This is a genomic window from Robinsoniella sp. KNHs210 (assembly GCF_000686105.1).
Classification (GTDB): domain Bacteria; phylum Bacillota; class Clostridia; order Lachnospirales; family Lachnospiraceae; genus Robinsoniella; species Robinsoniella peoriensis.
In genome coordinates this window covers 2,815,906-2,831,044 of the sequence record NZ_JMLZ01000002.1, presented here as the reverse complement: position 1 = coordinate 2,831,044, position 15,139 = coordinate 2,815,906, and the positions used below count along the sequence as shown (strand labels likewise).

Genomic DNA, 15,139 nt, shown 5'->3' with positions numbered 1-15,139 from the left:
TCAATATCTATTAAAATATAATCATTCCGGCTCTGTTTTACTGTTATTTACAGAGCTTCGGGATAACCAGAAAAATAGAAAAGAGGATAGCATGATGAGAGCAGAAAAAGTATTAGAATGCCGCAGACGGGCAAAAGAGCTGGTAGGGAAAATGACGCTGGAGGAAAAGGTTTCCCAGACGGTACACAGTGCTGCAGGGATTGAACGGCTGGGGATAAAAGCATATAACTGGTGGAACGAGGCGCTTCACGGGGTGGCAAGAGCCGGGGTTGCAACGGTTTTTCCTCAGGCAGTCGGAATGGCTGCATCCTTTGACGAAGAGCTTGTCTGGGAGGTGGCGGATGCCATTTCTACAGAAGGACGTGCTAAGTACAATATGCAGCAGGAATTTGGCGATCTGGATATCTATAAAGGGCTAACTTTTTGGGCACCTAATGTAAATATTTTCCGTGACCCCAGGTGGGGCAGGGGGCATGAGACATTCGGGGAAGATCCTTATCTGACTTCCAGACTGGGAGTGCGCTTTATAGAAGGACTGCAGGGGGATGACAGCCAATATATGAAAACTGCCGCCTGTGCAAAGCATTTTGCGGTCCATTCCGGTCCGGAGGATGAGCGTCACTCGTTTGATGCAAAGGTTAATGCCCGGGATTTATTTGAAACTTATCTTCCCGCTTTTGAGGCATGTGTCAAGGAGGGAAAAGTGGAAGCAGTCATGGGCGCGTATAACAGGACAAATGGGGAACCATGCTGCGGAAGCCGTACATTGCTCACTGAGATTCTGAGAAAAGGCTGGGGATTTGAAGGTCATGTGACGTCAGACTGCTGGGCAGTAAAAGATTTCCACGAATATCATAAGGTAACCTCATCCGCTTTAGAATCAGCAGCCATGGCAATGGAGAACGGATGTGATCTAAACTGCGGCAGCCTGTATCTGTACCTGACGGAGGCAGTTAAACGGGGGATGGTCAGTGAAGAGCGTCTGGATGAGGCAGTTACAAATCTGCTGAGTGCCCGGATGAAACTGGGATTATTTGATGAGGCAGCAACAGTATACAGTGGAATTACATATGAAGAAAATGATACTGCCGTGCATGGCAGGCTAAACTTCGAGGCTTCCAGAAAGTCCTTTGTACTGTTGAAAAATGAAGGGAATCTGCTGCCATTGGATAAAAATAAAATAAAGACAATCGGCATCATTGGACCCAATGCCAACAACAGAAAAGCACTGGTGGGAAATTATGAGGGGACAGCATCCCGGTATTATACTATTTCCGAGGGAATACAGGATTATGTTGGTGATGATATAAGGATTCTGTATTCCGAGGGATGTCACCTGTGTAAAACCCGTTTAAGCGGACTGGGGCAGGAGAATGACCGTCTGGCAGAAGTACGGGCGGTCTGTGCCCACAGTGATGTGGTAGTTGCCTGCCTGGGACTGGATTCCAGCCTGGAAGGAGAAGAGGGAGACGAAGGAAATGAATATGCAAGCGGAGATAAGCCGGATCTTGCTCTTCCTGGACTTCAGCAGGATATATTAAGAACTGCATGGGAGAGCGGGAAGCCGGTAGTTCTGGTACTTCTGTCCGGCAGCGCGCTGGCAGTTTCCTGGGCAGATGAGCATATACCTGCCATTATAGAAGGATGGTATCCAGGTGCTATGGGCGGAAAAGCCATGGCAAGCGTGATCTTTGGGGATTATTCGCCGGAAGGGAAACTGCCTGTAACATTCTACCGCACGACAGAAGAACTTCCTGATTTCAGGGATTATTCTATGGAGGGAAGAACTTACCGCTATATGAAGCAAAAAGCTTTGTATCCCTTTGGCTATGGACTTTCCTACACTGATTTTGCTGTAACGAAAGCTGCAGTCAGCCAGGATACAGTTCAAAAGGGTACTATGGTAACGGTCACTGCCGTGCTGACGAATCAGGGAAAAATGGGCGGTGCAGAAACCCTGCAGGTATACATAAAGGCGAAACGTCCGGGAACGCCTAATGCCCAGCTTAAAGCGCTGAAGAAAGTAGAGCTGAAGCCGGGAGAATCAGAGGAAATCAGTATGGAACTTGCCGACAGGGTGTTTGGCATTCGTGATGATAAAGGAGATCTCATATTAGGTGAGGGCAGCTATGAAATATATGTAGGAACCCAGCAGCCGGATGCGCGCAGCAGTGAATTGACGGGAAAACATCCGGTGTGCCTGGAGATAAAGGCTGATAAAACGGAACTGCTGGAAAAGGCGTGTGCAGCTGTATGTTAGAGCCTTCCATATTGTTTGGTGATGGCTGCGTCCTCCAACAGGGCGGAGAAACCAGAGTCTGGGGAACCGGCAGCCCGGGTATGGAAGTTGTGGTGGAACTGCAGAGCCAGACAAGAAGAGCAAAAGCCGGGGCCTCTGGGAGATGGGAGGTATATCTGTGCAACCTGACGCCGGGCGGTCCGTTCCGGATGAAAATAGAAAATGATGCCGGAGAGATGAGAATCATTTCAGATGTCTATGTAGGTGAGGTATGGATCTGTTCCGGGCAGTCTAATATGCAGCTGACCATGCAGAGGGTGAAGGACTGCTATCCAAAAGAAATGATAAAGAAAAATTCCTGGATACGGCATTTTAAAGTAGCGGAGCATTATGATTTCAGCCATACCCTGACCGATTGTGCAGCAGGGGAATGGAAAGAGAGTCATCCGGATAATACCGGCGAATTTTCAGCACTGTGTTACTTTTTTGGGCAATATCTGCAAAAGGTTAGAGAAGTTCCGGTTGGACTGATCAATGTAAGCGTGGGAGGTTCCAGAATTGAGGCGTGGATGAGTATGGAATCCCTGAATGGATATGAAGATATCTTAACGGAAGCCAGGCAGCTGGCAGACGTGGATGCAGTACAGAAATTTCAGCAGAATCAGGAGGATTCCATGAACCAGTGGATTTCCCAGGCAGCGGCTTCAACCGGCGGGCAGCCGGAAAGTGACTGGAAAAACATTCAGATTCCGGGGTATTTGTCCGATGCCGGACTTTCTGATTTTTGCGGCAGCATCTGGCTGCGGCGTAATTTTACCGTACCGGAAGCTATGTGGGGGCAGCCTGCAAATCTGTGGCTTGGCACTATGACTGACAGTGACAGGACTTATATCAATGGTACTTTTACCGGTGAGACAGGTTATCAGTATCCTCCCAGAAAATATACAGTGCCTGCAGGTGTGCTGCGAAAAGGGGAAAATAATATCTGCATTCATCTGATCTGTAATGACGGGCGCGGACGGGTGACACCCGGAAAGGATTTCTGCATTTTTCTGGGAACTGAAAGGGTTGACTTAAGCGGCAGTTGGGAGTACCGGATACACAAAACGATGAAGAAGGCTCCGGAGATGGATTTTTTATGCCGTAAAGCCGGGGGATTGTACCAGGGAATGCTGGCACCCTGCCAGAAATATACGGTAAGAGGAGTGCTCTGGTATCAGGGGGAATCCAATGATAAAGCACCCGGAGATTACGAAGAACTGTTAAAGAGAATGATTTTGTCTTGGAGGAAAAGCTGGAATCAGAAGAAATTGCCGTTTGTTGTAGTACAGCTTCCAGGGTTTTCCATCGATCTTCCTGAGGAAAACAGCGGATGGCCTGAGATAAGGGAAGCCCAAAGCAAAGCGGCAGAAGCTATCCCTGATACCGCGGTGACTGTAAACCTGGATCTGGGGGAGGATAATGACCTTCATCCATCGGATAAAAAGGAAGTGGCTTTTCGTGCCGTACAGGCAGCAAGGTGCATGGTATATGGAGAAAATATAACTTTTAAAGGACCGGTGCCAAGAAGCTGGTCTTGTGACAAGGCTAAGGTGAAAATCACCTTTGATGTGGGGGATGATGGAATTCTGATGACGAAAGACGGACAGAATCCCGGTGAGTTCTGTCTGGCTGGAAAGGACATGAGGTTTTATCCGGCTGTATGTGAACTGTATGGTAATCAGGCGGTTCTGAAAAGCGAAGCAGTCCGGGAAGCGGTGTCAGTCCGATATGCCTGGGGGAATGAGCCCAGGCAGGGGCTGATCTGTAATAAATCCGGAATTTTGGCAGCACCATTTCGGTTGGATAAAAGGAGTTTTGGCAGAGGAGAAGGCAATGGGGAAACAAGCTTATAAACAGATACAGAATACATACGGTACGCATCTTTATAACAATGGCTGGGAGTTTGTAAAACTCCCCATATCTGTCACAATAGATTCATTTGATGAGCAGCAGCCAATATTTACAATGATATCAATACCACATGACTGGCTGATCTGGCAGGCGGACAATCTGTATGAGGATGGTAGCGGGTGGTATCGGAAATATCAGGATTGGCAGCGGGAAGAGGATATGCGTCTGGTGCTGCGCTTTGAAGGTGTCTATATGGACAGCACCATTTACATTAACCGTGAAAAGGCTGCAGAATGGAAATATGGTTACTCTACCTTTGAGGTGGATATTACAGCCTATTTGAAAGAAGGGCAGAATGAGATTCTGGTCCGCGTGGCACACCAGGCTCCAAACAGCAGATGGTATTCCGGGGCAGGCATATATAGGGATGTATGGCTGAAAGTACAGCATCAGTCATACCTTATATCTGATGGCAGCTACATCACAGTAAAGAAGCAGGAAAATCAGGAGTGGCAGATTGACATCCGGACAGAATTATGTGTCAGTGCGAAAGAAAAAACCGGAGTAGAAGCCGGAATAGAAGGCGGAGTAGAAGCCGGAATAGAAGCTGGAATAGAAGGCGGAGTAGAAGCTGGAATAGAAGCCGGAGTAGAAGCCGGAGAAGAAGCGGAAAAAGATGCTAAAATGGAAGAAGAAAATTCTGAAACTGCATTCCGGGTGGAATATGAACTCTGGGATATGCAGACAGGAAAACGGACAGCGTTTGCCAGTGGAGAAGAAAGGGTATCGGCAAAGCCCCAGGATAGGGAAGGCTTCTGGCTGGCATCAGTAAGTGAGAGGGTATGGAATCCCGGTATCTGGGATGTGAAATCACCTGTCCGTTACAGGCTCAGAGTTCTGCTTATGGCAGATGGGAAACTGTGGCAGGAGGAGTTTTACACCATAGGATTCAGAACTATAGCATTTTCACCCGAATCAGGGTTTCTGCTTAACAATAGAAAATTAAAGTTAAACGGTGTATGTGAACATCATGACCTGGGATGTCTGGGTGCGGCATATCATTCTGGTGCAATGCGGCGGAAGATGGAAATTTTGCGTGAGATGGGGGTAAATGCCCTCCGCCTGACCCACAATATGCCGGCTCCCGATGTAATGGAACTTGCAGATGAATATGGAATGCTTGTAGTTTCAGAGGCATTTGATATGTGGGAACGTTCGAAAACACCTTTCGATTACGCACGTTTTTTCCCGGAGTGGTATGATAAGGATGTGGCAAGCTGGGTTCGCCGCGACAGGAACCATCCCAGTCTGATCATGTGGAGCATCGGCAATGAAATATATGACACCCATATCAGTGAAAGAGGGCAGGAACTAACCCGGGTATTGTGCGGGGAGGTGAGGAAGCATGATCCCCTCGGCAATGCCTGCATCACCATCGGATCTAATTATATGCCCTGGGAAAATGCAAAGAAGTGTGCAGATATTATCAAGCTTGCAGGCTACAATTATGCAGAAAAATACTATGATGCCCATCATCTTGAACATCCTGACTGGATCATCTATGGAAGTGAGACTGCCTCAACCGTCCAGAGCAGGGGGGTATATCATTTTCCATACAGCAGGTCTGTCCTTGCGGATGCTGACAGTCAGTGCTCAGCCCTGGGGAATTCCACTACCAGCTGGGGTGCCCCGTCCTCTGAGAGCTGTATTATTGCAGAACGGGACCATGAGTTCTCCTGTGGTCAATTCCTATGGACGGGTTTTGACTATATTGGAGAACCGACGCCCTATCATACGAGAAATTCTTATTTCGGGCAGGTAGATACGGCAGGTTTTCCAAAGGATTCTTATTACATCTATCAGGCGGAGTGGACAGATTATAAGGAAAGGCCAATGGTTCATTTATTTCCATATTGGGATTTTAATGAAGGTCAGCTGATCGATATCCGTGTCTGTTCAAATGCGCCGAAGGTAGCATTATTTCTCAATGGGGAGTGTCTGGGAAGCCATGAAATTGATCATAAAAACGGCAGAAATCTGCTGGGGTACTGGCAGATCCCATATACACCGGGTGAATTAAAAGCCTGCGCCTATGACTGCAAGGGCAGCGTGATCGCAGTTCAGACCCGCCATTCTTTTGGTGAAGCGGCAGCAGTTGTGATGAGAAGCAGCTGCACGCGGTTAGACAGGCAGGGGCTGGCATTTATCGAGATATCTGCAGAAGATACAGATGGAAACCCGGTGGAAAATGCGTCAAACCGGATATTTGTCAGGGTGTTGGGACCGGGATATCTTGTGGGCCTGGATAATGGAGACAGCACAGATACCGATGGGTATAAGACCAATTCCAAAAAACTGTTTAACGGAAAACTTTTGGCTGTGGCCGCACCGGGAATGGGAAAAGGAAGTGTGATTGTTGAAGCCGTGTCCTCCGGGCTGGTCGGAGCCAGGATTGAGATTCCGACAGATGATTTGTATGAGCAGGAAGGTATGGAAAAGAAAACCTTTGGAATAGAAATGGAAGAAATGAGAGCGGAAGCTGCCGAAGATATACCGGTTCGCGCAGTCAGGCTGTTTTGCCCGGAGGGAACCAGATTAAATGAAGCGCATCGGGAAGTAGCAGTATCAGCAGTTATTTGTCCGCCGGGTGCCAGTGACCGCAAAGTGGTGTGGTGTGCAGTGGATGATGGTGGTATCCCGTCTTCTCTGGCGGAAGTAAAAGCAGATGGCACGCAGGCTAGGGTAACGGCGAAAAGTGATGGGAATTTCCGGCTGCGCTGTATGTCCGAAAGTGGAAGCGGTCAGATAAGAATCATCTCAGAATTGAACTTTGAAGTGTGCGGTTTGGGTAAAGCCTGGCTTGACCCCTATCGTATGATTTCCGGCGGGCTGTATGATTACAGCAGGGGAGCAGTGGGAAATGGCAACGAACATGGAGTTGCTACAGCCAGAGATGGAGAGACTCAGATTGGCTTCCACGGTATAGATTTTGGAGAATTTGGATCAGATGAGATCACACTGCCAATATTTGCCCTCACAGATGAAGAATATCCGATACAGATCTGGGAGGGGATGCCGGGAGAAGCGGGCAGCAGCCTTGTGGGAGAAGTCATCTACCGAAAACCATCTGTCTGGAATGTTTACCAGGAGGAAACTTATCACCTGAACCGGAGGCTTCAAGGAGTGACCGGCATCTGCTTTGTTGTCCATCAGAAAATACATCTGAAAGGATTTTATTTTAAGCGCCTGAAAAAGGCATATCAAAGGCTGAAAGCCGTAGAATGCACAAGCGTATACGGGGATAGCTTTCAAAGGACAGACAGCGGAATTAAGCATATTGGTAACAATGTGACCATTCAGTTTGACCAGATGGATCTGGGGGAACCTGAAGCATTAAAACTAATTATCTGCGGATATACACCATTGGAGAAGAATGCCATTCAGCTTCGGTTTGCTTCAGGTGAGGGAGAATATGTACAGCTTCTGGAATTTGAACACAGAGATCAGGTTTCACAACAGGAGTTCCAGGTAGAAAACAGGAAAGGATACCAGTCTCTGAGCTTTGTTTTTCTGCCCGGCAGTGACTTTGATTTTTGCTGGTTCCAATTTATTGGAAGCCCAAATCCCGGTTAAATATCATATGGTGTATGTTTGGTATAAGCAGATAGTTTATCTTAAATTTGGGTTTCGCTGAGTAATGGGACGCTTTGTAGATGTAGGTAGTGTACGGAAAGATGGGTGTGGGAAACTGGCAAGGGCTCCGTCAGCTGGCCGCAGAACTGGTATTTTCTAACCTTTCCGAAGCGCTTTTTGGCGGCACGCGGGTATTCACCGAGAAATCCTGATGCATTTCTCGGTTCAGTACCCGCTTAGTATCCGATGGGAGCCAGTCGAATACTATCCGCCAAAAAACACTTCGAAAAGGTAAGTAAATACTCAGCTCTGCTCTACGCTTCCTCCGCCCATACCAGTTTCCCACACCCATCTTTCCGAGATAGCATTCGTTGATACAAAGCTGGTTTTCTCAGCAGGGTGGGACCCCTGGGCTGTGGCCGGCTATTCTTTATTAGATGCTGCGCAGTATGTTTCGGCTGTTTGCGTAAAAGAAGATGGAAGTTTGCTCCTTTTTCTGGTTACAGAATGAAATACAAATTCAGTTTTCAAGATCAGTTGCTTTACGCCAGTCGCGTCCGGCATGCCACACCCCCGGGGTCCCATCATTCTGAGAAAACCAGCTTTGTATCAACGAATGCTATCTCGGAAAGAGAAGGGGGCGGACCAGGACATTGGTTTGGAAGGCGTATAGCAGAGCTGAGCATTTACTTACCTTCCCGGAGTGCTTTTTGGCGGATACAATTCGACCAGTACTGCATTGCAAAATGCAGTACTTCTCCCATCGGATTGTAAGCGGGCAGTGAGCTGCGAAATGCATCAGGATTTCGGAGCGAATGCCCGCGGGCCGCCAAAAAGTGCTCCGGGAAGGTTAGAAAATGCCAGTTCTGCGGTAAGCCTTCCAAACCAATGTCCTGGTCCGCCCCCTTCTCTTTCCGTACACTACCTACATCTACAAAGCGTCCCCTTACTCAGCTAAACCCCAATATATATAAAAAAAAAGCCCGGTGCCCCCGGGTTTTTTTATTTAAAAGAATTAGGAATCTATTTTACAAAACATATTGAAAATTCACATTGCAAAAGAACTGTTTCAAATCCATATTTTAAGAAAAGAAACCGTTTTATATGCAATGATTTTAAGCTTAAAAATGAATATATTGCAAAAAGAAAGCAATATGTGGGTAGTGTTTGGCAAAAAATGCAATGCATTGAAAAATAATCTGCCCTATAATTAAGAAAAACCAAAGGAAAAATTGTACAATCTATCCAAAGTAAAACAGACATTGGATGTACGGAATATCAGAAAGGAGCTTGGAATGAGTTATGACAATGCATGGCTGAATTACAGGATGAGGCAGGATTGCCGTGATAAAAAGTATTTTAGTAAGGTGTATGCCGGGGATAACTGCCTGTATACGCAGACAGCAGTCAGGGAGCTGGAAATAGCGGCACGTGAGATACTGAATATTAAGACAGAGCGTGTGGGGAATTGTGAGACAGCAGGTATCTGGCTGAAGCTGGATCAGAATTCAGAGGCTGGAGAAGAGGGATACCATATCCGGGAAAAGGATGGGAGGATTATCATCAGCTCTGCAGGAGACAGAGGACTTTTATATGGGAGTTTCGCCCTGATCCGACGCTTGCAGCTGGAGCAGACGCTGGAAGGAATCTGCATTGAGCAGGTACCATCCAACCCTTACCGTATGTTAAACCATTGGGATAACATGGATGGCAGCATAGAAAGAGGATATTCCGGCAATTCGTTCTTTTTTCAGGACGAGATGGTTCTTGTAAATGAACGTACCCGTGCATATGCCAGGCTGGCAGCGTCGGCAGGGATCAATGCATCCGTAATCAACAACGTGAATGTAAGGGGAAATGCAACAAAACTTATAACGGATGTGTATGGGGAAGAACTCAGACAGATGTCGGAAATATTTGCACAATACGGTATCCGCCTGTTTCTGAGCCTGAATTTTGCAGCCCCTATGGAACTTGGTGATCTTGATACGGCAGATCCTTTGGACGATAGGGTGAAAGCCTGGTGGAAAGAGGCTATGGCAGATATTTTTGGAAGAATCCCCAATCTGGGAGGATTTCTGGTAAAGGCGGATTCCGAAGGACGTCCGGGACCTTTTACCTATGGCAGAGACCATGCGGACGGAGCAAATACACTGGCGGAGGCAGCAGCGCCTCATGGAGGAGTGATTATCTGGAGGTGTTTTGTATATAACTGCCAGCAGGACTGGAGAGACAGGAAGACGGACAGGGCTAAGGCAGGATATGAAAATTTTATGCCGCTAGATGGAAAGTTTAAGGAAAATGTAATCCTGCAGATTAAGAACGGTCCTATGGATTTCCAGGTCAGAGAACCGTTATCCCCCCTATTGGACGGGCTGCAGGATACAAATCAGATACTGGAGGTTCAGATTGCACAGGAATATACCGGGCAGCAGAGGCATATCTGCTATCTGATCCCCATGTTTAAAGAAATCTTAGATGGATCCTTCCGGAAAAATAACTGGGGCATGGCTGCAATATCCAATACCGGAAATGACGAAAACTGGACGGGGCATGATCTGGCGGCAGCAAATCTATATGGCTTTGGAAGGCTGAGTTTTGATTCTGAGCTTACCGCAGAAGAGATAGCAGAGGAATGGGCAGTATGTACTTTTGGAAAGAATGAAAAAGTAACAAAAACAGTTGTGAAGATGCTGCTTATGTCCTGGCCTGCATACGAGAAGTATACATCCCCTCTGGGAATTGGGTGGATGGTAAATCCAAATCACCATTACGGTCCCAATGTAGACGGATATGAGTATGACCGATGGGGAACATACCACAGGGCTGATCATTTGGGAATCGGTGTGGACAGAAGCTCCCGGGGTACGGGATATGCCCGGCAGTACCGGGAACCGCTTGCATCCATCTATGAAAATATCCTGACGTGCCCGGAAGAACTGCTCTTATTTTTCCACCATGTTCCTTATACCTACCGTTTGAGATCGGGAAAGACGCTGATCCAGCACATCTACGATACGCATTTCGAAGGAGCGCAAGATGCGGCTGAACTGGCAGTCCTGTGGGATTCACTGGAGGGATGCATTTCAGAAAAGGTATTTGAGCGGGTAAAAAAACGACTGGAACATCAGAAGGAACATGCAGGAGAATGGAGGGATCAGATTAATACCTATTTTTTCAGAAAAAGTATGATCCCGGATGAAAAAGGACGGCATATTTATGAATAAGTTAGAAAGGAAATCGCCCAAGCCAGCTTGCGCTATTCAGAGGTATGAAAATGAAAGAAAGTAGTGGTGATATGTTAAAACCAAAAGTATCCGGGAAGACAGTGACGTTTGGTAAAAAAGAGTCTCTGCTTCGCCATATAAAAAAGGAATGGAAGCTGTATACTTTCCTTATACTTCCAATACTGTACTACATATTATTTAAATATGTTCCGGTCATCGGAAATGTGATTGCTTTTCGCCGGTATAAAGGAGGACCAAACATTTTAGGCCAGGATTGGATTGGACTGCGCTATTTCAAACAGTTTCTGACCGATCCCTCGTTCTGGAATGCGTTCTTTAATACCCTGAGGCTTAGCATCGGTTATCTGCTGATCCGGTTTCCGGCGACGCTGATATTTGCCCTGCTGATCAATGAGATCCGGAAAAAAAGGTGGAAAAAGACGGTACAGACCATTTCCTACCTGCCACATTTTATCTCACTGGTTGTAGTATGCGGTATGGTTAAGGAATTACTGGCAACGAATGGTCCGGTTAACTCCCTGATTGCTTCTCTGGGATTAGACAAGATTCCGTTCCTCTCCGAACCGGGCTGGTTTGATGCTGTCTATATCGGTTCCGGTGTCTGGCAGGCATTGGGGTGGGGAACCATCCTCTATCTGACCGCCATGACAAACATAAATACAGAGCTGTATGAGGCGGCGGCAATAGACGGGGGCGGAAGGTTCAAACAGGCAATACACGTGACAATTCCCGGAATTCTGCCAACCATTATGACACTGTTGATTATGGATATCGGGGGTATCGTAACTTCCAGCAATATGCAGAAAATATTGCTGCTGTATAATCCATTGACCCAGGAACGCGCGGATATCATTGGAACACTGGTGTATCGAATGGGTATTGCAGGAGGAAATTTCAGCTATGCGGCGGCAGTCGGATTATTTGAGGCTTTAATTGGGCTGATCCTGGTAACCAGTGCAAACTTCCTCTCGAAGAAATTTACGGATACATCACTGTGGTAGAAAGGAGCAGAATTATGAATAGGAAGCCAACAAAAGGATATCTGGCATTTCAGGCGGTAAATACGGTTGTCATGGTGCTTGTGATCATCATCACCCTTTATCCGTTTATCTATCTGATTGCGCAGTCCTTAAGCAGCGACGCTGCTGTCAGCGCCGGACAGGTTACGCTGTTCCCCATTGATTTCAGCCTGGAGACATACAAGTATATATTAAGAGATGATTCATTTTTTAAATTTTACGGCAACACCATTTTCTATTCCATAGCCGGAACGGCAATTTCCGTATTCGGAACCGCTATCCTGGCATATCCCCTGTCAAAACCCAGGCTGCGTATGAATAAATTTTTTATTCCGTTTGTGGTGTTCACCATGTATTTTACAGGAGGCATGATCCCTAACTACATACTGGTAACACAGTGGCTGAAGCTGGGAGATTCCATATGGGCAATCGTACTTCCAGGAGCGATAAGTACCTTCAATCTGCTGTTGATGAAATCATTTTTCACAGGACTTCCGGAGGAACTGGAAGAAGCGGCGGCAATGGACGGCATGGGAGTCTACGGTGTATTCGCAAAAATTATTCTGCCTCTTTCCAAGCCGATCCTGGCTACGATGACATTGTTTTATCTGGTAGGGATGTGGAATGAATGGTTTGGACCGTTCCTGTATCTGGAATCCAGGAACAAATGGCCTATCGCGTTATGGGTAAGACAACTGGTAGAGGGGGCGAATCAGGTGGACATCGGTTCCACCGCAGAGGCAAGCAGCGTGCAGGCAACATTAAAATCAGCAACAATGGTACTCACTTCATTACCCATTATCTGTGTATACCCATTTGTACAGAAATATTTCGTGCAGGGTATGACAATGGGAGCGGTGAAGGGATAGGCGCGTCCAGAAAAGGGCAATTGGTTTAATGGGTGGAAATCCCATACGGCAAGGCGTAGCGAGCCACCGTTAGCGAGTCTTGGGTGCTGACTGGTAACAGGCAGGGCTAAGCGTAAGTGGCTGAAATGCAATCGTGCGATGCCATTGAAGGTATTGATGCCAGCACTAAACCGAAAGTTGGTGGGACACTACCGATACTACGGCTTAACGTATAACGTACAGTCGTTGGTGAAGTACCATTATTACACTACGCAACTGCTGTTTCAGTGGATGAACCGCAGAAGTCAGAAGAAAAGCTACAACTGGGAGGGATTCAAGCAGATGTTGGATTATTATCCGATGGTATATCCCAAGAGATATTTTAATCTCTATGCGTAGCTTGCAACTGTAAATGTTATTATGAAGAGCCGTATGCGGGAAAGCCGCACGTACGGTTCTGGAGAGGATTTCATATGGTGACATATGATTTTACTAAACCATCCGGAACTTAGTTGTGTAATAAAAATTATTATTCAAGGAGGAATTAATATGAAGAAGAGATGGACCGCACTAATGATGGCACTTGTTTTGGCAGGGACACTGACTGCATGCCAGGGAGGAGAAAAGGAATCAGCGTCAGGCAGCAAATCTGATCTGTCAGAATCTGCATCAGCCGGAGCACAGCAGGATTTGGATTACGAATTTGGAGAAGACGTAACCTTCCATTCAGATGAACCGGTTGAATATACCATGATGTATTCGGATCATGAAAACTACCCGGTTAAGGATGACTGGAGACTGTGGAGTGCAATTAAGGAAAAGTCAAATACAACTTTTAAACTGACCTCGGTAGCCCGGTCAGACTACAATGATAAGGTGACTGCAGCCATAAACAGCGGGAGCGCGCCGTATATTGTTCCGAAAATCTATGATTCAAAGCCATTTGAGGACAGCGGACAGATCGTCGCTGTCAGTGACTGGGTGCAGTATATGCCCAACTTCCAGAAACAGGTAAAAGAATGGGGAATGGAAGAAGATTTAAAACAGATACTTGCGGCAGATGGCAAATATTACCGGCTTCCGGGCATGTGGGAATCAGTGGCAGGCGGATACTCCTTCATTATCCGTAAAGATATCTTCGAGGCTGCGGGAGTAGACATGAGTAAGGAAGCGCAGTGGACCTGGGAAGATTTCTATTCGGCGCTTATGAAGGTGAAAGAATATACCGGCAAAGACAATATCTGGTCTGATCAGTTTCAGCTGGGGTGTGCAATGAACATAGCAGCTAATGTGTATGGCGTTAAGGCCGGAAATTCTGCTGACGGCGGAGACTGGGGGCTGCAGGATGGAATGAAATTTGATTTTGACAAGAATGAATTTTATTTTGCAGATACTACGGAGGACTATAAGGAATTTCTGAGATACTTTAATAAGGTCTATCAGGAAAAAATTCTGGATCCTGAGACCTTCACTCAGGACAGCACCCAGGCACAGGCTAAATTCTTCCGAGGTGATTCTTACGTCCTGACAGCAAATTACCAGATATTATCTGATATTCAGGCGCAGAACAAAATGCAGGTGGATGGTGCAGAGCTGTATTTTATGACAACCCCGTCAGGTCCAAAAGGAAATCTGAAAGTATCCAGCGCTTCCGGTCGTTTTGAGAATGGAATTGTGATTACGAAAAATGCATTGGACGATCTGGGAGAAGATGGGTTTATCAAAATGCTCCGCTTTATTGATTGGCTATGGTATTCTGATGAAGGGCACGAACTGACTCAATGGGGTGTTGAGGGAGAGACCTATACAAAGGACGACCAGGGAAATATTACCCTGAATTCAGATATTTATTACAATGGTTTTAACCCGGATGCAAAAAAACAGTTGAATGTGGAATATGGTTTCGGGGGCGGTGTTTTTGCATACGGAGGTAATGTACAGATTCAGCTTTCCAAATTCACAGAATCCGAAAAAGAGTGGAATGAGAGGATTAACGCAAATAAAACAGATCAGAAACTGGCGCCGCCCGTACTTGCTTCGGAGATGCAGAAGGAGGAACTGAATCTGATTAAAGTACCACTGATGGATTATGTGAATACTGCGGCACTGGAATTTATCACCGGTAAGAGAGATATTGACAAAGACTGGGCTTCTTATGTAGCTGACTGTGAATCCAAAGGGAGTACGAAATATACAGAAGAGGTCAACCAGATATTTTTAGACACAAAGGATATTCTGGGAATGTAAATCGTAAATATG

The 15,139-nt window shown here is 46.5% G+C and carries 10 protein-coding genes; 9 read left to right on the top strand and 1 reads right to left on the bottom strand.

Going from position 1 to position 15,139, the window contains the following annotated elements:
• Positions 1-94 precede the first annotated feature (94 nt).
• The 4 genes from CD03_RS0119430 to CD03_RS38960 all read left to right on the top strand — a co-directional run bounded on the left by CD03_RS0119430 (position 95) and on the right by CD03_RS38960 (position 7,977).
• On the top strand, positions 95-2,260 hold the full coding sequence (locus CD03_RS0119430; protein WP_027295052.1) for a glycoside hydrolase family 3 C-terminal domain-containing protein: 2,166 nt from the start codon (positions 95-97) through the stop codon (positions 2,258-2,260).
• Positions 2,254-4,134 (top strand): sialate O-acetylesterase, encoded by a 1,881-nt coding sequence (locus CD03_RS0119425; RefSeq protein ID WP_027295051.1) that lies wholly within the window; start codon positions 2,254-2,256, stop codon positions 4,132-4,134. Before CD03_RS0119430 ends, CD03_RS0119425 begins: the two co-directional genes overlap by 7 nt.
• On the top strand, positions 4,115-7,765 hold the full coding sequence (locus CD03_RS0119420) for a glycoside hydrolase family 2 TIM barrel-domain containing protein (protein WP_044289518.1): 3,651 nt from the start codon (positions 4,115-4,117) through the stop codon (positions 7,763-7,765). The genes CD03_RS0119425 and CD03_RS0119420 overlap by 20 nt, the downstream gene beginning before the upstream one ends.
• Positions 7,766-7,854: 89 nt before the next feature.
• Positions 7,855-7,977: a hypothetical protein gene (locus tag CD03_RS38960; protein ID WP_255348101.1), complete on the top strand. Its 123-nt coding sequence runs from the start codon at positions 7,855-7,857 to the stop codon at positions 7,975-7,977.
• 474 nt (positions 7,978-8,451) lie between these two features.
• On the opposite strand, the gene CD03_RS38320 is transcribed toward CD03_RS38960, so the two are convergent.
• Positions 8,452-8,649 carry a hypothetical protein gene (locus CD03_RS38320; RefSeq protein ID WP_156042974.1) on the bottom strand — a complete coding sequence of 66 codons (198 nt, stop codon included), beginning with the start codon at positions 8,647-8,649 and terminating at the stop codon, positions 8,452-8,454.
• A gap of 411 nt (positions 8,650-9,060) precedes the next feature.
• On the opposite strand from CD03_RS38320, the gene CD03_RS0119400 reads away from it, so the two are divergent.
• From CD03_RS0119400 to CD03_RS0119385, 5 genes are all read left to right on the top strand, one after another.
• Positions 9,061-10,992 (top strand): alpha-glucuronidase, encoded by a 1,932-nt coding sequence (locus CD03_RS0119400; protein WP_044289517.1) that lies wholly within the window; start codon positions 9,061-9,063, stop codon positions 10,990-10,992.
• Between the two features lie 44 nt (positions 10,993-11,036).
• Positions 11,037-12,014 carry an ABC transporter permease gene (locus CD03_RS0119395; protein ID WP_242849128.1) on the top strand — a complete coding sequence of 326 codons (978 nt, stop codon included), beginning with the start codon at positions 11,037-11,039 and terminating at the stop codon, positions 12,012-12,014.
• 14 nt (positions 12,015-12,028) lie between these two features.
• A complete protein-coding gene (locus CD03_RS0119390) occupies positions 12,029-12,901 on the top strand; it encodes a carbohydrate ABC transporter permease (RefSeq protein WP_044289514.1) in 873 nt (290 codons plus the stop codon).
• Between the two features lie 90 nt (positions 12,902-12,991).
• Complete coding sequence (locus tag CD03_RS37295; protein ID WP_330377483.1) at positions 12,992-13,279, top strand: group II intron maturase-specific domain-containing protein; 288 nt, start codon at positions 12,992-12,994, stop codon at positions 13,277-13,279.
• 150 nt (positions 13,280-13,429) lie between these two features.
• On the top strand, positions 13,430-15,127 hold the full coding sequence (locus tag CD03_RS0119385) for an extracellular solute-binding protein (protein WP_027295046.1): 1,698 nt from the start codon (positions 13,430-13,432) through the stop codon (positions 15,125-15,127).
• Positions 15,128-15,139: the final 12 nt, after the last annotated feature.